Origin of the sequence: Mesorhizobium delmotii (genome assembly GCF_900149755.1) — a bacterium.
Classification (GTDB): domain Bacteria; phylum Pseudomonadota; class Alphaproteobacteria; order Rhizobiales; family Rhizobiaceae; genus Mesorhizobium; species Mesorhizobium delmotii.
The window spans coordinates 1-24807 of sequence record NZ_FUIG01000045.1 but is presented as its reverse complement, the minus strand read 5'-3'; the positions used below and the strand labels follow the sequence as shown (position 1 = coordinate 24807).

At 62.7% G+C, this 24807-nt stretch carries 25 protein-coding genes and 1 pseudogene; 19 read left to right on the top strand and 7 right to left on the bottom strand.

Going from position 1 to position 24807, the window contains the following annotated elements; genetic code table 11:
* Nucleotides 1-190 precede the first annotated feature (190 nt).
* The 5 genes from BQ8482_RS27460 (at nucleotide 191) to BQ8482_RS27440 (ending at nucleotide 5365) form a co-directional block, all read left to right on the top strand.
* Nucleotides 191-751: a F0F1 ATP synthase subunit delta gene (locus BQ8482_RS27460; protein WP_123150473.1), complete on the top strand. Its 561-nt coding sequence runs from the start codon at nucleotides 191-193 to the stop codon at nucleotides 749-751.
* Nucleotides 751-2280 carry a F0F1 ATP synthase subunit alpha gene (atpA, locus tag BQ8482_RS27455; RefSeq protein WP_123150472.1) on the top strand — a complete coding sequence of 510 codons (1530 nt, stop codon included), beginning with the start codon at nucleotides 751-753 and terminating at the stop codon, nucleotides 2278-2280. Before BQ8482_RS27460 ends, atpA begins: the two co-directional genes overlap by 1 nt.
* Before the next feature lie 33 nt (nucleotides 2281-2313).
* A complete protein-coding gene (locus tag BQ8482_RS27450) occupies nucleotides 2314-3198 on the top strand; it encodes a F0F1 ATP synthase subunit gamma (RefSeq protein WP_123150471.1) in 885 nt (294 codons plus the stop codon).
* A gap of 72 nt (nucleotides 3199-3270) precedes the next feature.
* Nucleotides 3271-4848, top strand: a complete 1578-nt coding sequence (atpD, locus tag BQ8482_RS27445; RefSeq protein WP_165848739.1) for a F0F1 ATP synthase subunit beta — start codon at nucleotides 3271-3273, stop codon at nucleotides 4846-4848.
* A 109-nt stretch (nucleotides 4849-4957) separates the two neighbouring features.
* A complete protein-coding gene (locus BQ8482_RS27440) occupies nucleotides 4958-5365 on the top strand; it encodes a F0F1 ATP synthase subunit epsilon (protein WP_123150470.1) in 408 nt (135 codons plus the stop codon).
* A gap of 353 nt (nucleotides 5366-5718) precedes the next feature.
* On the opposite strand, the gene BQ8482_RS27435 is transcribed toward BQ8482_RS27440, so the two are convergent.
* A complete protein-coding gene (locus BQ8482_RS27435) occupies nucleotides 5719-7197 on the bottom strand; it encodes a mannitol dehydrogenase family protein (RefSeq protein ID WP_123150482.1) in 1479 nt (492 codons plus the stop codon).
* Nucleotides 7198-7372: 175 nt separating this feature from the next.
* On the opposite strand from BQ8482_RS27435, the gene uxaC reads away from it, so the two are divergent.
* From uxaC to recQ, 9 genes are all read left to right on the top strand, one after another.
* Nucleotides 7373-8782, top strand: coding sequence for a glucuronate isomerase (gene uxaC / locus BQ8482_RS27430; RefSeq protein ID WP_123150469.1), 1410 nt, complete (start codon nucleotides 7373-7375; stop codon nucleotides 8780-8782).
* 37 nt (nucleotides 8783-8819) lie between these two features.
* A complete protein-coding gene (locus BQ8482_RS27425; protein ID WP_123150468.1) occupies nucleotides 8820-9797 on the top strand; it encodes a TRAP transporter substrate-binding protein in 978 nt (325 codons plus the stop codon).
* A 103-nt stretch (nucleotides 9798-9900) separates the two neighbouring features.
* Entirely contained in the window at nucleotides 9901-10428 is a 528-nt protein-coding gene (locus BQ8482_RS27420; RefSeq protein ID WP_029349033.1) for a TRAP transporter small permease, read from the top strand.
* A gap of 4 nt (nucleotides 10429-10432) precedes the next feature.
* The gene (locus BQ8482_RS27415) at nucleotides 10433-11713 is read left to right on the top strand and encodes a TRAP transporter large permease (protein WP_095495456.1); all 1281 of its coding nucleotides are present in this window, start codon (nucleotides 10433-10435) and stop codon (nucleotides 11711-11713) included.
* Nucleotides 11714-11722: 9 nt separating this feature from the next.
* Nucleotides 11723-12499, top strand: a complete 777-nt coding sequence (locus tag BQ8482_RS27410; RefSeq protein WP_123150467.1) for a FadR/GntR family transcriptional regulator — start codon at nucleotides 11723-11725, stop codon at nucleotides 12497-12499.
* A 27-nt stretch (nucleotides 12500-12526) separates the two neighbouring features.
* Entirely contained in the window at nucleotides 12527-13384 is an 858-nt protein-coding gene (kduI, locus tag BQ8482_RS27405; protein WP_123150466.1) for a 5-dehydro-4-deoxy-D-glucuronate isomerase, read from the top strand.
* A complete protein-coding gene (kduD, locus tag BQ8482_RS27400) occupies nucleotides 13381-14148 on the top strand; it encodes a 2-dehydro-3-deoxy-D-gluconate 5-dehydrogenase KduD (RefSeq protein WP_123150465.1) in 768 nt (255 codons plus the stop codon). The genes kduI and kduD overlap by 4 nt, the downstream gene beginning before the upstream one ends.
* Nucleotides 14149-14175: 27 nt before the next feature.
* Entirely contained in the window at nucleotides 14176-14514 is a 339-nt protein-coding gene (locus BQ8482_RS27395; RefSeq protein WP_123150464.1) for a cupin domain-containing protein, read from the top strand.
* A 443-nt stretch (nucleotides 14515-14957) separates the two neighbouring features.
* Nucleotides 14958-16802 (top strand): DNA helicase RecQ, encoded by a 1845-nt coding sequence (recQ, locus tag BQ8482_RS27390; protein WP_123150463.1) that lies wholly within the window; start codon nucleotides 14958-14960, stop codon nucleotides 16800-16802.
* 84 nt (nucleotides 16803-16886) lie between these two features.
* On the opposite strand, the gene BQ8482_RS38355 is transcribed toward recQ, so the two are convergent.
* A complete protein-coding gene (locus BQ8482_RS38355) occupies nucleotides 16887-17177 on the bottom strand; it encodes a hypothetical protein (RefSeq protein WP_165848736.1) in 291 nt (96 codons plus the stop codon).
* A 73-nt stretch (nucleotides 17178-17250) separates the two neighbouring features.
* Here BQ8482_RS38355 and BQ8482_RS27380 point away from each other — a divergent pair, with 73 nt between their 5' ends.
* From BQ8482_RS27380 to BQ8482_RS27370, 3 genes are all read left to right on the top strand, one after another.
* On the top strand, nucleotides 17251-18453 hold the full coding sequence (locus tag BQ8482_RS27380) for a hypothetical protein (RefSeq protein WP_244602994.1): 1203 nt from the start codon (nucleotides 17251-17253) through the stop codon (nucleotides 18451-18453).
* 62 nt (nucleotides 18454-18515) lie between these two features.
* Nucleotides 18516-18740 (top strand): antitoxin MazE family protein, encoded by a 225-nt coding sequence (locus BQ8482_RS27375; protein WP_165848737.1) that lies wholly within the window; start codon nucleotides 18516-18518, stop codon nucleotides 18738-18740.
* Nucleotides 18737-19090: a type II toxin-antitoxin system PemK/MazF family toxin gene (locus BQ8482_RS27370; RefSeq protein WP_123150461.1), complete on the top strand. Its 354-nt coding sequence runs from the start codon at nucleotides 18737-18739 to the stop codon at nucleotides 19088-19090. The genes BQ8482_RS27375 and BQ8482_RS27370 overlap by 4 nt, the downstream gene beginning before the upstream one ends.
* A 104-nt stretch (nucleotides 19091-19194) precedes the next feature.
* On the opposite strand, the gene BQ8482_RS27365 is transcribed toward BQ8482_RS27370, so the two are convergent.
* Together BQ8482_RS27365 and BQ8482_RS27360 are read right to left on the bottom strand one after the other, a co-directional pair.
* Nucleotides 19195-19518, bottom strand: a complete 324-nt coding sequence (locus BQ8482_RS27365) for a hypothetical protein (protein WP_123150460.1) — start codon at nucleotides 19516-19518, stop codon at nucleotides 19195-19197.
* 134 nt (nucleotides 19519-19652) lie between these two features.
* Nucleotides 19653-20552 carry an alpha/beta fold hydrolase gene (locus BQ8482_RS27360; protein ID WP_123150459.1) on the bottom strand — a complete coding sequence of 300 codons (900 nt, stop codon included), beginning with the start codon at nucleotides 20550-20552 and terminating at the stop codon, nucleotides 19653-19655.
* A gap of 191 nt (nucleotides 20553-20743) precedes the next feature.
* Between BQ8482_RS27360 and BQ8482_RS27355 the strand changes: the two genes are divergently transcribed.
* A complete protein-coding gene (locus tag BQ8482_RS27355; protein ID WP_123150481.1) occupies nucleotides 20744-21724 on the top strand; it encodes a Tim44 domain-containing protein in 981 nt (326 codons plus the stop codon).
* On the opposite strand, the gene BQ8482_RS27350 is transcribed toward BQ8482_RS27355, so the two are convergent.
* From BQ8482_RS27350 to BQ8482_RS27340, 3 genes are all read right to left on the bottom strand, one after another.
* A complete protein-coding gene (locus BQ8482_RS27350; RefSeq protein ID WP_123150458.1) occupies nucleotides 21672-22661 on the bottom strand; it encodes a LysR family transcriptional regulator in 990 nt (329 codons plus the stop codon). The two genes, BQ8482_RS27355 and BQ8482_RS27350, sit on opposite strands and share 53 nt — an antisense overlap.
* Nucleotides 22662-22795: 134 nt before the next feature.
* Entirely contained in the window at nucleotides 22796-23149 is a 354-nt protein-coding gene (locus tag BQ8482_RS27345) for a cyclophilin-like fold protein (RefSeq protein ID WP_244602993.1), read from the bottom strand.
* Nucleotides 23150-23272: 123 nt separating this feature from the next.
* Nucleotides 23273-24391 (bottom strand): alpha/beta hydrolase, encoded by a 1119-nt coding sequence (locus BQ8482_RS27340; protein WP_123150480.1) that lies wholly within the window; start codon nucleotides 24389-24391, stop codon nucleotides 23273-23275.
* A gap of 208 nt (nucleotides 24392-24599) precedes the next feature.
* Here BQ8482_RS27340 and BQ8482_RS27330 point away from each other — a divergent pair.
* A pseudogene (locus BQ8482_RS27330) lies at nucleotides 24600-24807 on the top strand (transposase); the annotation flags it as partial.

Genomic DNA, 24807 nt, shown 5'->3' with positions numbered 1-24807 from the left:
GCCTGAAAACCATGCGGGGCGACGCATTGCGGTCTTAAAATGCCTGTGCTAGACGGCAATCGACTTTCGGCCGGGGATAGCGGAAGCCGCGTCTCGGTGCTTGGAAAAACGCAGTAAGGTCAAAGATTTAGCCAGAGTTTTCGCTCGCGCCAATAATCTGCGGCCTGTCAGACAAGAGAAAAGACGGTCCGTGGCCCAATCGTCATCGCCAATCTCAGGTGTAGCAGAGCGCTACGCGGGTTCGCTGTTCGAGCTCGCGCTCCAGGCGAATTCGGTCGCCCAGGTCGAGGCCGACCTCAACGGTTTCGCCGCGATGCTCGAAGGCAGCGCGGATCTGACCCGTCTGATCAATAGCCCGGTGTTCTCCAGCGAAGACCAGGCCAAGGCCATCGCGGTGATCGCCGACAAGGCGGGGATCACCGGCCTCACCGGCAATTTCCTGCGCGTCGTCGCCCAGAACCGGCGTCTGTTCGCCATCCCCGGCATGATCAAAGCATTCCGCCAGATCGCCGCCGAGCATCGTGGCGAGACCGCCGCTGAAGTTACTTCGGCGCATGCGCTGACCGACGCCCAGCAATCCGAGCTGAAGGCGGCGCTGAAAAGCGTTGCCGGCAAGGATGTCGCGATCACCGTGACCATCGATCCGTCGCTGCTCGGCGGGCTGGTGGTCAAGATAGGCTCGCGCCAGATCGATACGTCGCTCAAAACCAAACTCAATTCGCTCAAGCTTGCACTGAAAGAGGTCGGCTGATGGACATCCGCGCCGCGGAAATTTCCGCAATTCTGAAAGACCAGATCAAGAATTTCGGCAAGGAGGCCGAGGTCTCCGAAGTCGGCCAGGTTCTGTCCGTCGGTGACGGCATCGCCCGCGTCTACGGCCTCGACAATGTCCAGGCCGGTGAGATGGTCGAGTTCCCCGGCGGCATCCGCGGCATGGCGCTCAATCTCGAAGCCGACAATGTCGGCGTCGTCATCTTCGGCGCCGACCGCGACATCAAGGAAGGCGATATCGTCAAGCGCACCGGCGCCATCGTCGATACGCCTGTCGGCATGGGCCTGCTCGGCCGCGTCGTCGACGCGCTCGGCAATCCGATCGACGGCAAGGGCCCGATCCAGGCGACCGAGCGCAAGCGTGTCGACGTCAAGGCGCCCGGCATCATTCCGCGCAAATCGGTGAACGAGCCGATGTCGACCGGCCTCAAGGCCATCGACGCGCTGATCCCGGTCGGCCGCGGACAGCGCGAGCTGGTCATCGGTGACCGCCAGACCGGCAAGACCGCGATCATCCTCGACACGATGCTCAACCAGAAATCGGTGCACGAGCACGGGCCGGAGAAGGAAAAGCTCTACTGCGTCTACGTCGCCGTCGGCCAGAAGCGCTCGACCGTCGCGCAGTTCGCGAAAGTTCTCGAAGAGCGTGGCGCGCTCGACTATTCGATCATCATCGCCGCCACCGCTTCCGATCCGGCGCCGATGCAGTTCCTGGCGCCGTTCACCGCCTGCACCATGGGCGAATATTTCCGCGACAACGGCATGCATGCGCTGATCAGCTACGACGATCTGTCGAAGCAGGCGGTCGCCTATCGCCAGATGTCGCTGCTGCTGCGCCGCCCGCCCGGCCGCGAAGCCTATCCGGGCGACGTCTTCTACCTGCATTCGCGCCTTCTGGAGCGTGCCGCCAAGCTCAATGACGACAATGGCGGCGGTTCGCTGACGGCGCTGCCGATCATCGAGACCCAGGCCAACGACGTGTCGGCCTACATCCCGACCAACGTCATCTCGATCACCGACGGCCAGATCTTCCTGGAAACCAATCTGTTCTTCCAGGGCGTCCGCCCGGCGGTCAACGTCGGCCTGTCGGTGTCGCGCGTCGGCTCCTCGGCGCAGATCAAGGCGATGAAACAGGTCGCCGGCTCGATCAAGGGCGAGCTCGCGCAGTATCGCGAAATGGCGGCCTTCGCCCAGTTCGGCTCCGACCTCGACGCCGCCACGCAGCGCCTGCTCAACCGCGGTGCGCGCCTGACCGAACTCCTGAAGCAGCCGCAATTTTCGCCGCTCAGGGTCGAAGAACAGGTCGCGGTGATCTTCGCCGGCGTCAACGGCTATCTCGACAAGCTGGCAATCGACCAGGTCAGTAGATTCGAGCATGGCTTGCTCAGCCACATGCGCTCGGCCGGCAAGGAGGTGCTCGACGGCATCCGCAAGGAGAAGGCGCTGTCGGACGATCTGCGCGCCAAGCTGAAGGCGGAGATCGACACCTTCGCCAAGACCTTTGCTTGAACGAGGCCGGACGAACGGGATCAGGTTTGAAGCATGCCTTCACTAAAAGACCTTCGTAACCGTATCGCCTCGGTCAAGGCGACGCAGAAGATCACCAAGGCGATGCAGATGGTCGCCGCGGCGAAGCTGCGCCGCGCGCAGGAGGCGGCGGAAGCCGCGCGCCCCTATTCGGAGCGCATGGGCGCGGTGCTGGCCAACATCACCCAGGCGATCGGCGGCGGCGGCGAGGCCCCGGCGCTGATGACCGGCACCGGCAAGGACGACGTGCATCTGCTCGTCGTCTGCACCGCCGAGCGTGGTCTGTGCGGCGGCTTCAATTCGCAGATCGCGCGCCTTGCCCGCGACCACATCCGCAAGCTTCTGGCCGGCGGCAAGCAGGTCAAGATCATCTGCGTCGGCAAGAAGGGATTCGACATCCTGCGTCGCGACTACGCGGCGCTGATCCTCGAGCGTGTCGATTTGCGTGAAGTGAAGACGCTCGGCTTCGTCAATGCCGATGCCATTGCCAAGAAAGTTATCCAACTTTTCAACGAGGGTGGCTTCGACATCTGCACGCTGTTCTATTCGCAGTTCAAGTCGGTGATCAGCCAGGTCCCGACGACCCAGCAAATCATCCCGGCAGGCGTGCCTTCCGCTGCCGCCGAGGCGACGGACGGCGGCAATGCCGTCTATGAATACGAGCCGGAGCCGGGCGAAATCCTCTCCGACCTCATCCCGCGCAACATCTCCGTGCAGGTCTTTCGTGCGCTGCTCGAAAACGCGGCCGGCGAGATGGGCGCCAAGATGAGCGCCATGGACAATGCGACGCGCAACGCCGGCGACATGATCAACAAATTGTCGATCACCTACAACCGCCAGCGGCAGGCGCAGATCACCAAGGAATTGATCGAAATCATTTCGGGCGCCGAGGCGCTATAGGCGCGCTCCCGCGAAGGTCTCCGACCTTCGAGCGGATCGCGTGAGAAACAAGAGACGAAAAGGGTAAAGACGATGGCGAAAGCAGCGACCCCCCAGAAGGCGGCCCCGAAGACCGCCGCGAAGGCGGCAGCACCAGCAAAGGCTCCGGCAGCGAAAGCCGCTCCAGCCAAGAAGGCGGCCGCGCCCGCCACGGCAGCCGCGGCGAAGGCGCCGACCGTTGCCATCAAGAAGACTGGCTTGGCCGGCAAGGTTCGCCAGGTCATCGGCGCCGTTGTCGACGTGCAGTTCGGCGAACATCTGCCGGCGATCCTGAACGCGCTGGAAACGTCCAATGTCGGCAATCGCCTCGTGCTCGAGGTGGCTCAGCACCTTGGCGAGAACACCGTGCGCTGCATCGCCATGGACTCGACCGAAGGTCTGGTTCGCGGCCAGGACGTCTATGACACCGGTGCACCGATCACCGTGCCGGTCGGCCCGGGCATGCTCGGCCGTATCATCAACGTCATCGGCGAGCCGGTCGACGAGGCAGGCCCGGTCGACGGCATCGAGATGCGCTCTATCCACCAGCCGGCTCCGACCTATGTCGAGCAGGCGACGGAAGCGCAGATCCTGGTCACCGGCATCAAGGTTCTCGACCTGCTGGCACCTTATGCCCGCGGCGGCAAGATCGGCCTGTTCGGCGGCGCCGGCGTCGGCAAGACCGTGCTGATCCAGGAACTGATCAACAACGTCGCCAAGGCGCATGGCGGCTTCTCTGTGTTCGCCGGCGTCGGCGAGCGCACCCGCGAGGGCAACGACCTCTATCATGAGTTCATCGAGTCCGGCGTTAACAAGAAGGGCGGCGGCGAAGGATCCAAGGCAGCGCTCGTCTATGGCCAGATGAACGAGCCGCCGGGTGCGCGCGCCCGCGTCGGCCTGACCGGGCTGACGGTCGCCGAATATTTCCGCGACCAGGGCCAGGACGTGCTGTTCTTCGTCGACAACATCTTCCGCTTCACGCAGGCGGGTTCCGAAGTGTCGGCGCTGCTCGGCCGTATTCCTTCGGCCGTGGGTTACCAACCGACGCTGGCCACCGACATGGGTGCGCTGCAGGAGCGCATCACGACGACGACCAAGGGCTCGATCACCTCGGTGCAGGCGATCTACGTGCCGGCCGACGATCTGACCGACCCGGCGCCGGCGACCTCGTTCGCCCACCTCGATGCGACGACCGTGCTCAACCGCGCGATCTCGGAAAAGGGCATCTATCCGGCCGTCGATCCGCTCGACTCGACCTCGCGCATGCTCGACCCGATGGTCGTCGGCGAAGAGCACTACCAGGTGGCGCGCCAGGTGCAGTCGATCCTTCAGCGCTACAAGTCGCTGCAGGACATCATCGCCATTCTGGGCATGGACGAGCTGTCGGAAGAGGACAAGCAGACGGTGGCCCGCGCCCGCAAGATCGAGCGCTTCCTGTCGCAGCCCTTCTTCGTCGCCGAAGTGTTCACCGGCGCGCCGGGCAAGCTGGTCGATCTCGCCGACACCATCAAGGGCTTCAAGGGCCTCTGCAACGGCGACTATGACCACCTGCCGGAAGCCGCCTTCTACATGGTCGGCGGCATCGAAGAAGCGGTCGAGAAGGCTCAGCGCCTGGCGGCCGAAGCGGCATAATCAAGCGAATAGGGAGTAGTGAGTAGTGAGTAGAGAATAGTAAGTACGGGTTTGGGCGTTTTGCCCTTCACTACTTACTATTCACTATTGACCACTCACTAAATAGATCATGCCTGAATCTTTCAAATTCGAACTGGTCTCGCCGGAGCGCCTGCTGGTTTCCGAGCAGGTCGAATCCGTCGTCATTCCGGGCGCCGAAGGTGAGATGACCGTGATGGCACATCACGCGCCAGTCATGACCACGATCCAGCCGGGCGTCGTCACGGTGAAGACCGCGGCAGGCGAGGAAGAACGCTACGTCGTGTTCGGCGGCTTCGCCGACATCGTTCCGGCCGGCTGCACGTTGCTGGCAGAATCGGCGGTAGCCGTCGGCGACATCGACCGCGCCGACCTGGCCCGCCGTATCCAGGAAGCCAGGGAAGACGTCGCCGACGCCAAGGACGACCAGACGCGCAGCAAGGCCGAGCAGTTCCTTAGCCAACTCACCACACTCGAAGGCGCCATCCTGCCGGCATAGAGGCTATCCCTCGTCTTCTAGGGCGAAGCGGAGCGTACCCCTGGAATTTATGCCATGAGATCAGCCAAAGAGTACGACGGCGCAGAATAAAAGCCGTTCCGTCGCGATCCTTCGCGCCCCCCCTTTGTCCTGCCCGACATCTCCCCCTCAAGGGTCCCTCAAGGGGGAGATTGGCAGCTTGGGCGCACTACCTATTCCTGCGGCTTTGGAGATCGGCGAAAGCCGGGATGACGGCCAATCTCCCCACCTGTAGGGGAGATGTCCGGCAGAACAGAGGGGGGCGCTGTCCCGCCAACGTCAAAGTTTCTGCATCGCAAGCCCTGATCCGGATCAGTGTCAGGTCCGCCCAACAGTCATTCACTCTGTATGCCCAGGGCTGTGAAAGCAGCAGCCACACCGCCCTGCCGCAGGCGTTCGAGATGCGCGGCCGCGAGGTCGATCAGCGTCAGGCGCTCAGCACCGCCCTTGGCGAAGCCGGCCAGGTCGAACACCGCCGCCACCGCTTCGTCAGCCGACAGATGCCGAGTGTCGAGTGCGGCCAGGGCCAAGTCGAGCGGGTCGGTGAAGTGGCTTTCCGGCAAGGATTTGCCGCGCGTCTCGCAAGCGGCGATCCAGGCGGCTACCACCAGCATCAGATACGCGGGCGGGGCACCGGCACTCATCCGCTCCATGGCCGAGGCAACGATGCGCTGCGGCAGTTTTTGGCTGCCATCATTGGCGATCTGCGCCGTCCGATGGGCAAGCGCGGTGTTCGAATAGCGCTTGGCGAGTTGGGCCGTGTAGTCGGACGTGTCGAGCCCGGCGTCCTTCGGCAGCGTCGTGATCGCCTCGGCCCACAATCCGTCGACGAATTGCCGGATCGCCGGATCGGCGAAGGCGCGGTCGACCGTCTCATGGCCACTGAGCAGGCCAAGATAGGCGATAGCCGAATGCGAGCCGTTGAGCAGGCGCAGCTTCATGTCCTCGAACGGCCCGACATCACCGACCATGGTGACGCCGAACCTTTCCCAGGCCGGCCTGCCCGCCGGGAAATCGTCTTCGATCACCCATTGGCAGAACGGCTCGGTCATGACAGGCCAGGCGTCGTCGACGCCGAGCTGGCCTGATATCCGTGCCCGGTCGGCATCGGTGGTCGCCGGCACGATGCGATCCACCATGCTCGACGGAAACGCCACCTCGTCGGCGATATGGCGGGCAAGATCGGTGCCGCGCAAAGCGGCGAATTCGACCAGCAGCCGGTGCAGCGTGGCGCCATTGGCCGGGAGATTGTCGCAGCACAGCACGGTGAATGGCTGGATACCGGCGGCGCGGCGCCGCGCAAGCGATTCGGCCAGAAAACCATGCGCCGTTCGCGGTATTTGCGGGTTGGCCAAATCGTGGACGATGTCGGGATGGGCCGTGTCCAGTCCGCCACCCGCCGCCCTGAGATAGGCTTTTTCGGTGATCGTCAGTGTGACGATGGAGGTGCGCGGATCAGTCAGCGCGGCCAGCACCGCACCCGGATCTTCCGGGGCCACTAGCATCGACAGGATCGAGCCGACGACGCGCAGGCTTTCGCTGTCGCTGCTCCTGACCGCCAGCGTGTAGAGCCCGTCCTGCGGCGCCAGCGCGTCGCGTGTGTCGGCGCTGCGCAGCGAGACGCCGACAATGCCCCAATCCATCTCTCCCGCCGCCAGGCAGTCGTCGACATAGGCTGCCTGATGGGCGCGGTGGAATGCGCCGACGCCGAGATGGACGATGCCGGGTACGACGCGGTTGCGGTCGTATCCGGGGACCGCGACCGAGGCCGGCAATGCCTGCCGCGTGCTGTTGGAAAGGCGTCTGTCTGTCATCGTGCGATGGGTCTGATCGAGCTCGTGCCGGGCGTGGCCGGCATGCGGCGTAACATCCGTTTCGTTCCCGCACAATGGGCTGACGTTGCGTAAAAGTCATCATACAACAATCTATTTTTTGTATGTTGACATTATTTCTTTCCGATCCTACCGATGCCGGATTGGGAGGATTGATGTGGCCGTACTGACCGATCCGGATTTGCTGTTTCCCTCGGAGGCGCATCCGCGTTCGCTTGCCCGCGATCTCTACGCAGCTGTCAAGGAACTGCCGATCGTCAGCCCGCACGGCCACACCGATCCGCGCTGGTATGCGCTCAACGAGGCATTTCCCGATCCGGCGCAATTGCTTGTTGTGCCGGACCATTACATCTTCCGTATGCTGTTCAGCCAGGGCGTCCGGCTCGAGGACCTTGGTGTGCCAACGCTCGACGGCTCACCGGTGGAGACCGACGGCAGGACGATCTGGCGGCGCTTCGCCGAGCACTATTATCTGTTCCGCGGTACACCGACGCGGCTGTGGTTCGATCATGTGCTTGCCCATCTGTTCGGCATCGAAGAGCCGCTGACGACCGCAACCGCCGACCGCCATTACGACACGATCTCGACCTTGCTGCAGTGGGAGAATTTTCGCCCGCGAGCGCTGTTCGAGCGCTTCAACATTGAGGTCATCGCGACGACCGAAGGCGCGCTCGACGATCTCAGATGGCACCAGATGATCCGCGACAGCGGCTGGGAGGGCCGCGTCGTCACCGCCTATCGGCCGGACGCCATCGTCGATCCCGATTTCGAAGGCTTTTCGGCCAATCTCGATCGGCTCGGCGACATCACCGGCTGCGACACCGGCACCTGGGCCGGCTATCTCGATGCGCATCGCCAGAGAAGGGCCTTCTTCAAAAGTTTCGGCGCGACCGCGTCGGATCACGGCCATCCGACAGCGGAGACCGCCAATCTGTCGGATGCCGCCGCGCAGGAACTGTTCAACCGCATCCGCCGAGGCTCGGACGACGAGCGTGAGCGAAAACTGTTTCGCGCCCAGATGCTGACCGAAATGGCTAAGATGAGCCGCGACGACGGGCTGGTCCTGCAGATACATCCCGGCTCCTGGCGCAATCATTCGCCTTCCGTCTTCCAGAAATTCGGCAGAGACAAGGGTTTCGATATCCCGACCAGAACCGACTATGTGACGGCGCTGAAGCCGCTGCTCGATTGCGTCGGCCTGGAGCGCGACCTTACCATCATCCTCTTCACGCTCGACGAGACCAGCTATGCGCGCGAACTGGCGCCGCTCGCCGGCGTCTACCCGGCACTGAAGATCGGGCCGGCCTGGTGGTTCCACGACAGCCCGGAGGGCATGCGCCGGTTCCGCGAGATGACCACCGAGACAGCAGGCTTCTACAACACCGTCGGCTTCAATGACGACACCCGCGCCTTTCCATCCATCCCGGCTCGCCACGATGTGGCGCGTCGGGTCGATTGCGCCTTTCTTGCGCGTCTCGTCGCCGAGCACCGGCTCCGCGAGGACGAGGCGCACGAGCTGGCGCAGGAACTTGCCTATACGCTCGCAAAAAAGGCGTACCGGATCTAACGGCGCTTGCCGCCATCGTTCAAACGGGAGGAAACCAATGCTGCATTTTTCTAGACTGGCGGGAGCTACGCTACTTGCCGCCGCACTGATGGCCGGAACGGCAAGCGCCCAGACGGTTCTGCGCTCGTCCGACACGCACCCGGACGGCTATCCGACGGTCGAGGCGGTCAAATATTTCGGCGAGCTTGTGAAGGAGCGCACGGCCGGCCGCTATTCGGTCGATGTCTATCATTCCGCGCAGCTCGGCGAGGAAAAGGACACGATCGAGCAGGTGCGTTCCGGCGTGATCGACCTAAACCGCGTCTCGATGGCGCCGTTCAACGGACTCATCCCCGAAACCACCGTGCCCTCGCTGCCCTACATCTTCCGCTCGGAAGACCATATGCACAAGGTCATGGACGGACCGGTCGGCGACCAGATCGCGGCGGCGTTCGAACAGGTCGGGCTGGTGCTGCTCGCCTTTTATGACGGCGGCGCGCGCTCCTTCTACAATTCGAAGAAGCCGATCAACTCTGTAGCCGATATGGCCGGCATGAAGTTCCGCGTCATCCAGTCCGACATCTTCGTCGACATGGTGGCGGCACTCGGCGCCAACGCGACGCCGATGCCGTATGGCGAGGTGTATTCGGCGATCGAGACCGGGGTCATCGACGGCGCGGAGAACAATTTTCCGAGCTACGACACCGCCAAGCATGCGGAAGTCGCCAAGTTCTATTCGCTTGACGAGCACACGATGGTGCCGGAAGCCTTCGTCATGGCGAAGTCGAGCTGGGACAAGCTGACGCCGGAAGACCAGGCGATCTTCAAGGCGGCCGCCAAGGAAAGCGTCGCTAAGCAGCGTGAGCTGTGGGCCGCCAAGGTCAAGGAATCGCGTGCCAAGGTCGAAGCGGCCGGTTCGCAGATCACGACGCCGGACAAGCAGCCCTTCATCGACGCGATGGGCCCGGTCTACGAAAAGCACGTCAAGGACGACAAGCTGAAGGCGATGGTCGAGGCCATCAAGGCCGTACAGTGATCAAGCGGCGGCGCGGGCATTCCGCGCCGCCATCCTCTTGCGGAGAGAACCGGTGACCTCCAGCTCAGAACAGAGACCGCCCCTGTCCGGCATCGCGCGGGTGATGTCGCGTGTCAGCACGGCGGCGCTGTGGATTGCCGGCGTCGGGCTGGTGCTGATGACCGCCTTCGTCGCCTGGCAGGTGTTCGGCCGCTATGTTCTGAACCGCTCGCCGAGCTGGACCGAGCAGGGCTCGGTGATGCTGATGAGCTGGTTCATTTTCCTCGGCGCTGCGGTCGGGGTGCGCGAGAACTATCACCTCGGCTTCGACGTCCTGCTCTACGTGCTGCCGAAAGGCGGCAAGCGTTGGCTGAGAATGATCTCGGACCTCGTCGCGCTCGCCTTCGGCATCGGCATGATCTGGTACGGCAGCCAGCTGGTCGCATTGACCTGGGGCGCCACCTTGCCGTCGCTCGGCATATCCGGAGGCTGGGACTACGTCCCGCTTGTCGCGGGAGGCGCGCTCATCGTGCTCTTCACGCTGGAGCGCATCGTGCTTCGACTCTCCGGTGCGCCGATCGACGACGCGCTCGATGAACTGCCGCCGGCGGAAGTCGCAGCCGAACTCGACACAGCCAACGTGAAGGTCTGACGCCATGGAACTCTGGATACTCTTTGGCGTCTTCACCGTTCTGATGCTTATCGGCACGCCGATCGCTTTCTGCCTCGGCGTCGCAAGCTTTGCCACCGTCCTCTACATGGGCCTGCCGCCGCTCATCGTGTTCCAGCGCCTGAATTCCGGCATGAGCGTCTTTTCGCTGCTGGCCATTCCGTTTTTCATCTACGCCGGCGACTTGATGGTGCGCGGCGGCATCGCCAGTAAGATCGTTGCCTTCGCCGGCTCGCTCGTCGGCCACATGCGTGGCGGCCTCGGGCAGGTCAACATCGCAACCGCTACACTGTTCGGCGGCATTTCCGGCTCCGCGGTGGCGGAGGCAGCGGCCGTAGGCGGCTTGATGATCCCGCAGATGAAGGCGCGTGGATATGGAGCGGATTACGCGGTCAACGTCACCTCGATGGCGGCGCTGATCGCGCTGCTCCTGCCGCCGTCGCACAACATGATCATCTACTCGATCTCGGCAGGCGGAAAGATCTCCATCGCCGACCTGTTCACCGCCGGCATCATCCCGGGCCTGCTATTGGCTCTCGCACTGATGATCACCGCCTATTTCGTGGCGCGCTCCCGCGGCTATCCGACCGAGCCGTTTCCGGGCTTCGCCGCCGTCGCGCATCTCTTCGCTGTCGCGGTGCCCGGCCTGCTGCTGATCGCGATCATCTTCGGCGGCGTGCGATCGGGCGTTTTCACGGCCACCGAGAGTTCCTGCATCGCCGTCATCTATGCGTTGCTCGTTACTGTCCTGGTTTACCGGCAGATGACTTGGGAAGGTTTCGTTCATGCCACCCATGGTGCCGTGCGCACTACGGCCATGGTGCTGCTCATCATCGGCATGGCGGCGGCGTTCTCGTGGTTGATGGCCTTCCTGAAGGTGCCGGCAGCGCTGATAGCCTCGATGAACGCGATCTCGGAAGATCCGCTGGTCGTGCTTCTCCTGCTCAACCTCTTGATGCTGTTCCTCGGCACGTTCATGGACATGGGGCCGACGATCATCATTTGCACGCCGATCTTCCTGCCCGTGGCGCAGGCCTACGGCGTCGATCCGGTGCATTTCGGCGTCATCATGATCCTCAACTTCGGCATCGGGCTGAACACGCCGCCGGTTGGCGCGGTGCAGTTCGTGGCGTGCGCAGTGGGCAAGATATCCGTCTGGGAAGCGATGCGCTCGATCTGGCCGTTCTATGGGGCCGGCCTCCTGGTGCTGGGGCTCGTCACTTATATCCCGGCCATCTCGCTGTGGCTGCCGAGCGTCTTCAAATAGGGGTTGGCAATGGCATCGGATACGGCGATCAGCCTGAAGATCGAACGCAAGCCCAAGCTGTCGGAGACCGTGGTCGCGGCGATCCGCAAGCAGTTGCAGGCGGGCGAGATCCAGCCGGGCCAAAAGCTGCCGACCGAGGGCCAGCTGACCGAAACCTTCGGGGTCAGCCGCACCGTCATCCGCGAAGCGCTGGCCAAGCTTGCCGCCGATGGTCTGGTCGAGCCGCGCCAGGGCGCCGGGGTCTTCGTCACCGAGCACATCTCGACGATGTTCGGCACGCTGGCCGCGGACATGGGCAGCAAGGATTCGATCGCCCTCAACGTGCTCGAAGTCAGGTTGGCGATCGAGATCGAATCCGCCGGTCTCGCCGCTATCCGTCGCAACGCCGCGCAGGAAGCAGCGATCCAGGAGGCGTTCTTCGAGTTCGAGCGGCTGCTCTTGAACAGCGAGCCGACAGGTCCGGCCGACCTTGCCTTCCACCGCGCGATCGCCAGCGCCACCAACAATCCGTTCTATGTCGAGATGCTCGACGTGCTCGGCCGGCGCGCCATTCCTTGCGACGTGACGTCGCCGTGGTCCACCGAACTCGCCCAGTCCGACGCCTATCAGCGTGGGCTGCAAGGCGAGCATCTGGTGATCCTGAACGCCATTACGACAGGCGATGCCGAGGCCGCTCGCGAGGCCATGCGCGCCCATCTCACCGCCAGCCAGCAACGCTACCGTGAGCGCCTGCATGCACGTCAGATTTTTTATGCCGATTCGGTCAAGGCCGCGGCAACCGAATGATCAATGAGGCAGCCCAATGGGACAGCAATGAATCACACTGAAAACCACACGGACTTCACCTCGCGCTTCGCCATCGACCCTGTCACTGCTGCGGCGATGGGGACGGACGAGCTCCGTCACAATTTCCTGATCGAAGGCCTGTTCCAGCCCGGCCGCATCGGCCTGACCTACACGCATTACGACCGCATGATCGTCGGCGGCGCCATGCCTGCCGGGACACCGCTTCCGCTGCAGGCGATCAAGCCGACCGGGACAAAGAATTTTCTCGATCGCCGCGAAATGATCGCCGTCAATATCGGTGACGCCGGCATCGTGCAGGCGAGCGGCCAGTCATACGAGCTGCAGCCGCGCGACATGCTGTATCTCGGCATGGGCGCCAACGAGGCGTCGTTCGCCTCAGCCAATCCAGCCGAGCCGGCCAAGTTCTATCTGCTCAGCGCGCCGGCGCATCAGAGCCATCCAAGCCAGCTGATCCGCATCGGCGATGCCAAGCGGCTCGATCTCGGCAGCCAGGCGACCTGCAACGAACGCTCGATCTTCCAGTTCATCCATTCCGGAGGCGTGAAAACCTGCCAGCTCGTCGTCGGCATGACCCAGCTTGCGTCAGGCTCGGTCTGGAACACCATGCCGTGCCATGTGCATGACCGGCGCATGGAGGCCTACCTCTATTTCGACCTGCCGGAGACGGCGCGCGTGTTCCACTTCATGGGCGAGCCGGACGAGACACGCCATCTCGTCATGCGCAATGAAGAAGCAGTGCTGTCGCCGGGGTGGTCGATCCATTCGGGCGCCGGCACCTCCAACTACGCCTTCATCTGGGCGATGGCCGGCGACAATGTCGACTATACCGATGTCGATCCGGTAGCGATGGAAGAGCTGCGGTGAGCGACCTCTCGGCTTTCAGCCTGACCGGCAAACGCATCCTCGTCACCGGCGCCAACACCGGCATCGGCCAAGGCATCGCCCTGTCGATCGCGCGCGCCGGTGGTGCGGTGGTCGGCGTCGGCCGTTCGGCGATGGACGAGACGGCGCAAAAGATCGATGCGGCGGGCGGACGCTTCGAGGCGGTGCGCTGCGACCTTGCCGATCATGCTGCCGCCCAGGCGATGCTCGATCGCATCTGGGACGAAACCGGGCCGCTCGACGGGTTGGTCAACAATGCCGGCATCATCCGGCGCGCCGACGCCGTCGATCTGGCGGAAGCCGATTGGGACGATGTCATAGACGTCAATCTGAAGACGGTCTTTTTTCTCAGCCAGTGCTTCGCCCGACGCGTGCTTGCCGATCCCGGACGGCGCGGCAAGATCGTCAACATTGCATCCGTGCTGAGCTTCCAGGGCGGCATCCGCGTCGCCTCCTACACGGCCTCGAAACACGGCGTGCTCGGCATCACCCGGTTGCTCGCCTGCGAATGGGCGTCGAAAGGCATCAACGTCAACAGCATTGCGCCCGGCTATATCGAAACCAACAACACCGAGGCGCTGCGTGCCGATCCAGACCGCAGCACGGCCATTCTGGCGCGCATTCCGGCCGGGCGCTGGGGCGAGCCGGAAGACATCGGCGACGCGGCCGTCTTCCTGCTGGCGCCGGCGTCAAACTACATGCATGGCGCAGTGGTGCCGGTGGACGGCGGCTGGCTGGCGCGATGAGGAGCATGCCATGACGAGGATTTGGCGATGACCGGAACGAAGATCTTTGCGCACGCCGGCGAGGGCGCATGGACGCCGACCCCGGATGGCAATCGCAGGCGTGTGCTGCTGCACACGGACGAATTGATGATGGTCGAGTTTGGTTTCGACAAGGGCGGTGTCGGTGCGCTGCATTCGCACCCGCATGTTCAGGCGAGCTACGTCGCCGAAGGCCGCTTCGAGGTCACCATCGACGGCAGGACCGAGGTCCTGGAAACGGGAAGCAGCTTCATTGTCCCTTCCAACCTGATCCACGGCGTCAAGGCGCTCGAGGCCGGCCGCCTCGTCGACAGTTTCACACCGCACCGCGCCGATTTTATCGACTGAGGGCGAGCGAACGCAGGTCATTGCCGCGTGTGTCCGGCCCGAAGAGCAGGATCGCCTGTCGCTTCCTTCAAGCACATCCCGGAAACGAAAAGCCCGCGCCTCCGGAGAGACGCGGGCGTGTTGCCTGGGCGCTTGTGGCGCCGCGGTACTCAAAACATCACCGCAGAACCTCAGCCTGCCGAATCATGGTGAAGATCGGATTAATCGGCCCGAGCCGGCGTGCGATATCCACAGTCAAAGCGAATAGAGGCTGGAATCACGCTCGCATATCCGCCAATGAGAGGGATATCCTTTCAGACGGTGCGGACGGAGACAGGACTTGAGGGGCGTTTAATGTTCGAATCGGCTGTCCAGGCAGTCACCTGGCGATTCGCCAGGGAGATGTCGTCGCAGTCCCTGAGCCCGCTCACTTTTCGGGCGGCGCCGATCATAGAAATTCCTTGATGCAGGGATCGGCGGCGAGCGTCCGGGCGGAGGATCCCAAGCGGCGCGTCCTGAAGGACGTGTTCGGCTTCGATGATTTTCGTCCCGGCCAGGACGCTGTGACGGAGGCGCTGCTGGCCGGGCGTCATGTGCTGGCTGTCATGCCGACCGGCGCTGGCAAATCGCTCTGCTATCAGGTCCCGGCGCTGGTCCTGGGCGGGCTCACCATTGTCGTTTCGCCCCTGGTGGCGCTGATGCAGGACCAGGTCGCCGCATTGCGTCTTGCCGGCGTGGCGGCCGATACGATCAATTCCTCACTCGACCGCGATGCCAATGTCGCCGCCTGGCGCCGCGTTGCGGCGGGCCAGACGCGCCTGCTCTATCTTGCGCCGGAACGGCTGATGACGACGCGGATGCTCGAGGCGCTGGCCAGGCTCGATATCCGGCTGATCGCTGTCGACGAGGCGCATTGCATCTCCCAATGGGGCCCGGCGTTCCGGCGCGAATATGAAGAGTTGTCGCGGCTGCGCGATATTTTCCCTGATGTGCCGATCATTGCGCTGACGGCGACAGCGGACGAGGCGACGCGCACCGATATCGCCGCACAGCTGTTCGCCGGGCGCGTCGAAACCCTGGTGCTGGGTTTCGACCGACCGAACATAAAGCTCGGCATCGAGGCCAAGCAGGACAGCAAGCGCCAATTGCTGAGCTTCGTGCAGCGCCATGCCGGCCGCAGCGGGATCGTCTATTGCCTGTCGCGCAAGAAGACGGAAGAGACGGCGGCGTTCCTCGACCGGAACGGCGTGCGCGCCCTGGCCTATCATGCCGGCATGAGCAAGGACGCGCGTGAAGCGAATCAAAACGCATTCATGACCTTGTCCGGTGTCGTGATGGTGGCGACCATCGCCTTCGGCATGGGGATCGACAAGCCTGACGTCGCCTATGTCTTCCATACCGACCTGCCGGGCAGCCTCGAAGCCTATTATCAGGAAATCGGCCGCGCGGGCCGCGACGGGCGGGCTGCCGAGGCACATATGCTCTTCGGTCTCGGCGATATCCGCATGCGGCGGCTTTTCATCGACGACGAGGACGCGCCGGCGGAGCATAAACGGCGCGCGCATGGCCGGCTCGATACGCTGATCGGCTATTGCGAAACGGCCCAGTGCCGTCGCCAGATCCTGCTTGGCTACTTCGGCGAATCAGCAATGCCTTGCGGCAATTGCGACAACTGCCTTGACCAGACGCCGCATGCGGATGGCGAGGCGGAGGCACGGATCGTCTTCGCTGCCATCGCACAAACCGGCGAGCGCTTCGGTGCTGCCCAAATCGTCGATGTTCTGCTCGGCAATGAAACCGAGAAGGTTCTGGCCAGGAACCACCACAGGCTGGCCAGCTTCGGGACCGGTGTGGCGCACAAGAAGGATGTCTGGCTGTCGCTCGTCCGCCAACTCGTCGCGGGAGGGTTTCTGACTTTGGACTCAGGCGGCCATGGCGGCCTTGCCATCGCCGAAAAGGGTCGTGAGCTGGCCCGTGGCGAGGTCCCGTTCCGGTATCGCGTAGAGGTGCGGCACCGTGCATCGCGCGGCAAGACTCGTCCCACCCCGAATACTGCCGCGGGCACGCAAGACCTGGATACCGCGCTTTTGGCCACGCTCAAGGTGGTTCGGCTGCGTCTCGCCCGGGAGCGCCAGGTGCCGGCCTTCGTGATCTTCTCCGATCGTACGCTGATCGATATGGCCGAACGCTGCCCGCGCGACCTCGACGCCTTCGCCGCAGTCAACGGCGTCGGTGCCGCCAAGCTCAGGGAATTCGGCGAGATCTTCCTCGGCGCAATCGCTGCGCACCAATCCGGGGTGTCGGTCTGAGGTTATCCATTACACTGACGATGGACCGTGCGGGATGAAGTGTCCTTCATCTGCGCTATAGCCCACTAATCCACCTGTCGGGCATCAGTTCTTACCGAGCTCGCCGGTCCAACGATCTCGCCGTGCCCAGTACGGGCAGTCGGGGCAAGTGCTGCCTTCCGGATAGTCGATTCCCTCCTCGTCCAGCGCTACCGGTCGGGCATGGAACACAATCGCGGCGAGGAGTTCAACGCGGCTTTCGCCAGAATCGATCGCGTGGGGCCAGATCAATTCGATATCTACTGGATGCGGCTCACGGGTAAATGATGGCGGCTTTACGCCGGCGAGACGCTCGTCGAGGCGCTTCGCATTCTCGAAACGGACGGTATTCTGCATCCAGTCTGAATCACTATCGCCGGTCTGCTTGCGGTGTCGGTGTCGGCCATTACAGAGCCAAGCGAAAGCGGTCATGAGCGAATACCAGTATTACGAGTTTCAGGCGGTCGACCGTCCGCTCGGCGAAGCGGATCGCCGGGTCTTGCGCGATTTGTCGATACGAGCGCGGATCACCGCCACGAGCTTCACGAATTCCTACGAGTGGGGCGACTTCAAAGGCGACCCGGTCCAGTTGATGGAGCGCTGCTTCGATCTCCATCTCTATCTGGCCAATTGGGGCACGTACCGCCTGATGATCCGTCTGCCGAAGCGGCTGGTCGATCGGCGGCGTCTCGACGGATTTCTCCACTCGGTCGATTGCGTCGATGTCACGACAGCGGGTGAAAATTTGATCGTCGACATCCTGTGCGAGGAACTGGAGCCCGAGGACTATTGGGACGACGAATCGGACTGGCTCGCAGCGCTGGCGCCGCTGCGCGCCGACGTGCTTGGCGGCGACCTGAGGCTTTTCTATCTGCTGTGGCTGATGGCGGTCGAGGCCGGTTCTATCGAGCCGGACGAGGCGGAGCCGTTGCCGGGGATCGGCCCGATGACTGGCGCGCTCGACGCATTCGCGCGGTTCTTCCGTCTCGATGCCGATCTCGTCGAGGCGGCGGCCGAACGTCCCGCTGGCACGACGGCGGGGGACCCATTGTCATCGGATGTCATCCGTCGTTCCGTTGCCGATTTGCCTGATCATGAAAAAACGACGCTGCTTGCTCGACTGGCCGAGGGCGATCCGCATGTGGCGAGTGAGCTTAGGGCGCTCGTTCGGGATCGCCAGGCGTTGCAAGCCTCGGCGGCTCGACCCGCCGTCGCTCCGCGCTCGGTCGGCGAATTGCGCGCCCGTGCCGATGCGATCCGCGAGGCTCGCGAGCGCGAGCAAAGCGAGCGGCGGGAGGCTGAAAGGAAACGGCGGGAGGCGGAAGAGCTACGCGCTCGCCGCGACCGGCTCGATGCGATCATGCGGCGCGGCGAAACCGTGTGGCGCGAGGTGGAGACCGAAATCGAGCGCCGCAACGCTTCCGGCTATGATACGGCCGCCGGTCTTCTGCTCGACCTCAAGGCGATTGGCGAGGAGCGGGGGACGATTGGCGACTTCGCCCGCCGGCTGCAGGCGATCCGCGAACGGCATATCCGCAAGGGAAGCTTCATCGAACGGCTGAAGCCAATAACAAGGCACGCAATAGCAGCAAGTCACAGCCGTTGTCGTAGCCCGGTGCGGGCTTTCCGATGAGGACTGGTCAAAGCTCGCCCTCTGCAATAGGTTACATGTAACCACTAGCAGGGAGAATCGTCATGGCCTCGGCATCGAAGCCTAAGTCCTCGGGCATGAAGGTGCGGGAACATCGTGAACGTCTGCGCCGGCAAGGTCTGCGCCCGATACAGATCTGGGTGCCGGACGTGCGTGCGCCGGGCTTCCGTTCGGAAGCGCATCGCCAGTCACTAGCGGTCGCGGCAAGCGCCCATGCACGCGAGGATCAGGCGTTCATCGACGCGATATCGGATTGGGGTGATGAATGAAGCGTGGCGATATCTGGACGGTCGCCGGCGGCAAGGATTACGCCGGCAAACCGCGTCCTGTCGTCATCATCCAGGATGACAGTTTCGATGCGACGGATTCGATTACCATCTGCGGCTGCACGACCGACGAGACGGACGCGCCATTGTTCCGTCTGGCCATCGAACCGAACGAGCGGAACGGGCTGCTCGCCGTCTGCCGAATGATGGTGGACAAGATCACCACGGTCCCGAAATCCAAGATCGGCGCAAATATCGGACGGTTAGACGACGCGGACATCCTGCGCCTCAACCAGGCCGTTCTCGTTTTCCTCGGTTTGGCCGTGTCGCCGAGACTGAAGCCGTGGCGGTGAGGATGATCGAATTCATGGGGCGTCGAGGCTCGGCTCCGATGCCATGTCGACGAAATTGATCTTTTTTCCGACCTTCGGCTTGCAGGCTCACTCAGGCGCCGCAATCAGCACTTGCGTCGTCTCACCGCCGCGATCGCAGCCTGCTGTTGCCGCAAGCGCTCGATTCTCGCGCTCTGGCGGGCAGTGACGGTAGTGGCGACATGCCGGGCGCCCCATAGCCAGTCCGGAATATTGGTTTTCGCGACTTTGCCCCGGGTGATCGCTGTCGCCGACATCTCCTTGGCGACTTCGCCCATGGCCACGTTGAGTTCGACGCAGCTCATTCTGTCGTATTTCGCGGCATCAAAGGATGTGTGGAAGGGCGATGCGCAACTTCCGATAAATACGAGGCTGCATATCAGAGGCGTGGCTGGCGAGATGGCTTTCATTTTTTTATCAAGCAGATTTGACGCCTGACGGGCGAATACCAGAGAGATCCTCGATCCCAAGCGTTCCCGAGGTACTGCATAATTGAAGCATGTGAAGCTCTACAATACTCTGCCCTAGGCGTCATTCCCCCTATTTACCCCCTATTATCCTCGAAGAATTTCGAGAGAGCCGCGGCGGTCTGGTGAGGGTGCTCTTCTGGAAAGAAGTGCCCGCCCGGAACGGGACCTCCTTCAACTCCGTCGGCCCATTTCCTCCAAATAGCCAGCGGCCCACCTTCCCCCGCATACCAGGTATTGAGGCCGCCTTCGCTGCTCCACAGTGCCAGCAGCGGACACTCGATGCGACGACCATTTGCCTGGTCCAGCGCATCATGTTCACGATCGATCGTGGCAGCGGCCCGATACTCTTCGCAAATCGCATGAATATGAACGGGATCGCGAAGCGCCTTGACATAGGCGTCCCTGACCTCTGCAGAGAACATTTCTGCCGGCGACCCCCACTGCACAATCGCATTGTCGACTATGGCATCGGGCGCTGCGCCTATCAGTCGCTCCGGCAGCGGCTCCGGTTGCGCGAGAAGGCTCCAGGGCCAGAAGCCGAGAGCCAGTCTGGCGTCCGCCCTATCCCACGCGGTGGCGGTGGGGATGACGTCGAGGACAGCGACTTTGGAGATTTCATCGGGATGGTCGAGCGCCAGACGATAGGCGACCCGCCCGCCACGGTCGTGTCCAGCAACCATGAACTGCTCAAATCCCAGCTGCTTCATGGCTTGAACCATGTCGCCGGCCATGGCGCGTTTGGCGTATGGACTATGATCGGCAGAGGAGACCGGGCAGCCGCTTTGCCCATAGCCTCGAAGATCGGCGGCGACCACCGTAAAGCGGGGCGCCAAGGCCACGGCGATATCCCTCCACATCAGATGCGTTTCGGGAAAACCATGAAGCAGCAGCAGCGGCGGACCGGTTCCGCCGACCCTTGCGAAAATGGTCGTGTCGTCCAGTCGCAAGCTGTTGGCTCTGAAACCTGCAAACACCGTTCGTCTCCCTCGGCGTGCCCAAAGGCGACAACGCACAAGGTGCCAGAAGGATCACGTCAGCGGCCGTGTCTGGAGTCGAGGCGATCCGCGAATTCTCCTCAATGGCCGAATACGGAAGGTGGGCCACTGATATTTCGATCGGCGCACCCCATATGAGCGCGAAGAGTATCGCCTAGGGATTTGCCATGATGATTTCGCGTTCGAGCCGGTTTGCAGTTTTGTTTGCAGGACTGTTCCTGGCATTCTCCATGGTCACGGCCGATTACGCTGAGGCGCGGCGTGGCGGCAGCTTCGGCAGCCGCGGCACGCGCACTTTCCAGTCGGTCCCGCCGACCAGGACGGCGCCACAGCCGGCCGCGCCGGTCGAGCGCTCGATGACGCCCAACACCGTAACGAACAGTGCGGCCCGCCAGGCGCCGGCATCCCAGAGGCCAGGGTTGTTCAACGGCCTCGGCGGTTCGATGATGCGCGGGCTGTTGCTCGGCGGTCTGATAGGACTTCTTTTGGGCCAAGGGTTCGGCGGCTTGGCCGGCATCTTGGGGCTGCTGCTTCAAGGGCTGCTGATCGGCGGCGCGATCATGCTGATCATCCGCTTTTTCCGGTCGCTATCGGCACGCAACCAGGCGCCCGCCATGGCCGGTGTTCCGCGGAGCATGGGGAACTTTGGGCGAAACGCGGCAGCCCAGCCCGACGCCGACAACGTCTCGTCTTTCCCCATTCCAGGCATTGGGTCTGGATTTGGCCGGACAGCTCCAGCGTCCGATGAAATTACAATGACGCAGGCCGACCTCGACATATTCCAGCAGCGGCTGACGGAGGTTCAGGAAGCGTTCGGGCGCGAAGATCATGCTGGCTTGCGCCGGCTGGCGACCCCCGAGATGGTGTCATACTTGTCCGAGGAGCTTGCCGACAATGCCAAAAACGGCGTCAGGAACGAGGTCTCGAACGTCAGCCTGTTGGAGGCCGATATTGCGGAGAGCTGGCGGGAAGACGATCGCGACTACGCGACGGCTGCCTTGCGCTACGAGTCTCATGACGTAATGCGCGATCGCGCCAGCGGCAAGATCGTCGCCGGCGAAGCCGATCGGCCGACGGAAACAACCGAACTGTGGACCTTCACGCGCCAGAACGGCGGCGACTGGAAGCTTGCGGCAATACAGCAGCCCTAACTGAGACATGGCAACCTCGGCCGGTCACGTCCTCTTGCGAGCCATGATGTACAGACGGTTGTCGTCGCCCTCGTTGCCTGGCTTTCAGTGGCAAGTGCCGGCGGCTCGGATAATAGAGATGGTAGCCATCCCAATATGGCGACCAACCTTCCAGAACCCGGGCCAGCCGACCTTTCGCGATGTGAGGAAGGGCAATTTCTTCTGGAACATAGCCAAGGCCGCGGCCGGCGAGCGCAGCGTCCAGGACATGAAAGATGTTATTGAAGACGAGCTGTCCATCGACGCGAATCTTGATCTCGCGGCCGTTCTCCTCGAACTCCCACACATAAAGAGCCCCGGACGTTGGAAAACGGTAATTGATGCAATTGTGCTGCACGAGATCCTGCGGCTTCTCCGGCTCGGGATGCTCGGCAAAGTAGGACTTTTCGCCGACGACCGCGAACCGGAAATCCGGTCCGATGCGAGCGGAGATCATGTCTTTCGCAAGCTGCTCGCCCATGCGGATCCCGGCGTCATAGCGCTCCGTCACGATGTCGGTGAGGCCGTTGTCGAGCAGGAGCTCGACCCTGATGTCGGGATATTTTGGGAGAAAGCGTTTCAACTTGGGCCAAAGGACGCTGCTGATAGCATAGTCAGGCGCTGAGAGCCGGATGGTTCCGGCGGGCTTTTCTCTCAATTCGTTCAGGGCATCGACCTCGACTTCGATCTGGTCAAAGTGAGGCTCAATTCGCTGCAAAAGCCTCTCTCCCGCTTCCGTGGGGGCCACCGCGCGCGTCGTGCGTGTGAGCAGGCGAACGCCAAGGCGAGCTTCGAGTTGACGGATAGTGTGGCTTAGCGCCGATTGCGATATGCCGAACCGGGCTGCGGCGCGCGTAAAGCTACGCTCCCGAGCAACAGCAAGGAACGCAAGCAGATCGTTGACATTCTGCCGCGGCACTCATGTATCCTTCTGATAGCCAGAACTCGATTATACCGAATAAATCGAAAGCGAATACAGAGACCTGATTTTGCGGCAGCTCATGCAATTCGCGCCGCTCGCCCGGCAACCAGCTACGAGCGGGTTGCGCAGGTTCAGTCGGCGCGTTCAACTCGGACAGTGACGGGACCGGGACGATCAAAGATCGAGACGTCGCCAGTGACCTGCCCGAGCACAATGATGCCAGGTGACGGGACGCGACCGCTCCGATAGTAGATCACGAAATGATCGGAACTCCAGAGTCCAAGCGTGCCGACAGAGAAGTCGCGTTGCCGCGCCAGCTCGGGCAAGGCGGAAGGCAGATTGCCGGTCTTTTCCTGACGGAGATGGTCGGACATCTCGATCGTGAGCGGCAGCATCTGCGCCAGAGATTTTGCTGCTTCGTTATCGGCGAGATCGGCTGTGACCTCGCCCCAATCCGAAGAAATGCGAATGCGCTCTTGAGCCATGGCAGGTCCAACCATTCCGAGTGCGATAACAGCGGAGCTCAGTAATAGTTTCAGCATGCCGTCGTATCTCCCGATCTATGCTGATGGAGCCTGCGCCCTCCGGCGCAGGCTCCACCTCGCCGCTCACGCGGAGAGGTGCTGATTGAAGAAGCTGGTCAGCTTGTCGAACGGGATCAGGTCGACGCGATCGTAGAGATCGACGTGCCCGGCGCCGGAAACCCACACAAGCTCCTTTGGCTCGGCCGCTCGCTTGTAGGCATCCTCGCTGAACTCGCGGGAGTGAGCCTGATCGCCCGCGATGAACAGCATCGGGCGCGGCGAGATCGTCTCGATGTCGTTGAACGGGTAAAAATTCATGAACTTGACGTTGCTGGTCAGCGTCGGATGCGTGGTGATCTGCGGGTTTGCGCTTGCGGGCGTGAATTCACCCCGCGGCGTGCGGTAGAAGTCATAGAACTCCCGCTGGATCGGATGGGTGTCGGCGGTCAACTCATGCACCGTGCCGCTGGTATATTCGACCGCGCCGCCTTCAAACTCGGCCCAGCGCCGCTCGGCAGCTGCAGCAATGATCTCCTTGCGCTGCTTGACGCTCAGCGAATGATTGAGCGCGTTGCGGTTGGCGGCCCCCATATCGTACATGCTGACGGTCGCGACGGCGCGCATCCGCGGGTCGATCTTGGCCGCGCTGATGACGAAACTGCCGCTGCCGCAGACGCCGATCGCGCCGATGCGGTTTCTGTCGACGAATGGCCGCGTGCCCAAGAAATCGACCGCGGCGCTGAACGCTTCGGCATAGACGTCAGGCGAAACGATCTGGCGGGCCTCGCCCTCGCTTTCGCCCCAGAACGGCAGGTCGATGGACATGGCGACGAAGCCCTGTTCGGCCATCTTGGTGGCGTAAAGATTTGCGCTCTGCTCCTTCACCGCACCCATCGGATGCCCGACGACGAGCGCCGGATGGCGCGCATTGCGATCGAGGTTGTTGGGAAAGAACAGATTGCCCGCGACGTTCATCTTGTATTGGCTTTTGAAGGCCACCTTTTCGAGCGTCACCTGATCGCTGGTGTAGAAATTGTTTGCGCCGTTTGACATGTCTTGAGCCTTTGCGAAGGGGATGTTGAACAGCGACGCCGCACCGAGCGCGGCAACGCCGGCGCCGGTCAGCTTCAGGACGTCACGCCGGCCAAAGTCGACACTGGACTGCGGTTCAGCCGTGCTCTCAATTCCGATCTGTTTGCTCATGCCTGTCTCCTTGATCGTCTTGACTTGTCGCGGGGCTGCCTGGCCATGCTCATTCCTCGGCATGCGCGGCAGTATTGCGAATGTGTAAATAGAATAGCGACGACGCCGGCGATCGATTAGGCGGCAAAATCCGCATGCCGTCATGATTCAGATTCATCAATCGCAGAAAGCGCAGGCTCGTCCCGAAGGTGAACAGATTCGTCCCGCCTCCGGCCGCATCTGCATGCACAGGAAGAAGATCGCCACCGTGCTCGCCGGACAAAGGCTCGGCGTCAAGGAGTTCGACGATGGCATTTGGCTCTTGAGCTTCATGCGCTATGGTCTTGGATACTTCGATCTGGAACAGAGGACATTGCAGACCATCACAACCCGTTCGGCACGAGGTTGTCACCTATTGAAGTGCACCCCTCGGGTGA

Excerpts from the sequence above, each read along its gene's own strand:
- BQ8482_RS27380 (WP_244602994.1), top strand. The coding sequence starts at position 17,251 with ATGAGCGAATACCAGTATTACGAGTTTCAGGCGGTCGACCGTCCGCTC.
- BQ8482_RS27340 (WP_123150480.1), bottom strand. The coding sequence starts at position 24,391 with ATGAGCAAACAGATCGGAATTGAGAGCACGGCTGAACCGCAGTCCAGT.
- BQ8482_RS27365 (WP_123150460.1), bottom strand. The coding sequence starts at position 19,518 with ATGAAAGCCATCTCGCCAGCCACGCCTCTGATATGCAGCCTCGTATTT.
- recQ (WP_123150463.1), top strand. The coding sequence starts at position 14,958 with ATGCAGGGATCGGCGGCGAGCGTCCGGGCGGAGGATCCCAAGCGGCGC.
- atpD (WP_165848739.1), top strand. The coding sequence starts at position 3,271 with ATGGCGAAAGCAGCGACCCCCCAGAAGGCGGCCCCGAAGACCGCCGCG.
- BQ8482_RS38355 (WP_165848736.1), bottom strand. The coding sequence starts at position 17,177 with ATGCAGAATACCGTCCGTTTCGAGAATGCGAAGCGCCTCGACGAGCGT.
- BQ8482_RS27420 (WP_029349033.1), top strand. The coding sequence starts at position 9,901 with ATGTCGCGTGTCAGCACGGCGGCGCTGTGGATTGCCGGCGTCGGGCTG.
- BQ8482_RS27355 (WP_123150481.1), top strand. The coding sequence starts at position 20,744 with ATGATTTCGCGTTCGAGCCGGTTTGCAGTTTTGTTTGCAGGACTGTTC.
- BQ8482_RS27425 (WP_123150468.1), top strand. The coding sequence starts at position 8,820 with ATGCTGCATTTTTCTAGACTGGCGGGAGCTACGCTACTTGCCGCCGCA.
- BQ8482_RS27450 (WP_123150471.1), top strand. The coding sequence starts at position 2,314 with ATGCCTTCACTAAAAGACCTTCGTAACCGTATCGCCTCGGTCAAGGCG.
- BQ8482_RS27410 (WP_123150467.1), top strand. The coding sequence starts at position 11,723 with ATGGCATCGGATACGGCGATCAGCCTGAAGATCGAACGCAAGCCCAAG.
- BQ8482_RS27415 (WP_095495456.1), top strand. The coding sequence starts at position 10,433 with ATGGAACTCTGGATACTCTTTGGCGTCTTCACCGTTCTGATGCTTATC.
- BQ8482_RS27345 (WP_244602993.1), bottom strand. The coding sequence starts at position 23,149 with ATGGCTCAAGAGCGCATTCGCATTTCTTCGGATTGGGGCGAGGTCACA.
- BQ8482_RS27395 (WP_123150464.1), top strand. The coding sequence starts at position 14,176 with ATGACCGGAACGAAGATCTTTGCGCACGCCGGCGAGGGCGCATGGACG.
- BQ8482_RS27370 (WP_123150461.1), top strand. The coding sequence starts at position 18,737 with ATGAAGCGTGGCGATATCTGGACGGTCGCCGGCGGCAAGGATTACGCC.
- BQ8482_RS27375 (WP_165848737.1), top strand. The coding sequence starts at position 18,516 with ATGGCCTCGGCATCGAAGCCTAAGTCCTCGGGCATGAAGGTGCGGGAA.
- kduI (WP_123150466.1), top strand. The coding sequence starts at position 12,527 with ATGAATCACACTGAAAACCACACGGACTTCACCTCGCGCTTCGCCATC.
- BQ8482_RS27435 (WP_123150482.1), bottom strand. The coding sequence starts at position 7,197 with ATGACAGACAGACGCCTTTCCAACAGCACGCGGCAGGCATTGCCGGCC.
- atpA (WP_123150472.1), top strand. The coding sequence starts at position 751 with ATGGACATCCGCGCCGCGGAAATTTCCGCAATTCTGAAAGACCAGATC.
- BQ8482_RS27440 (WP_123150470.1), top strand. The coding sequence starts at position 4,958 with ATGCCTGAATCTTTCAAATTCGAACTGGTCTCGCCGGAGCGCCTGCTG.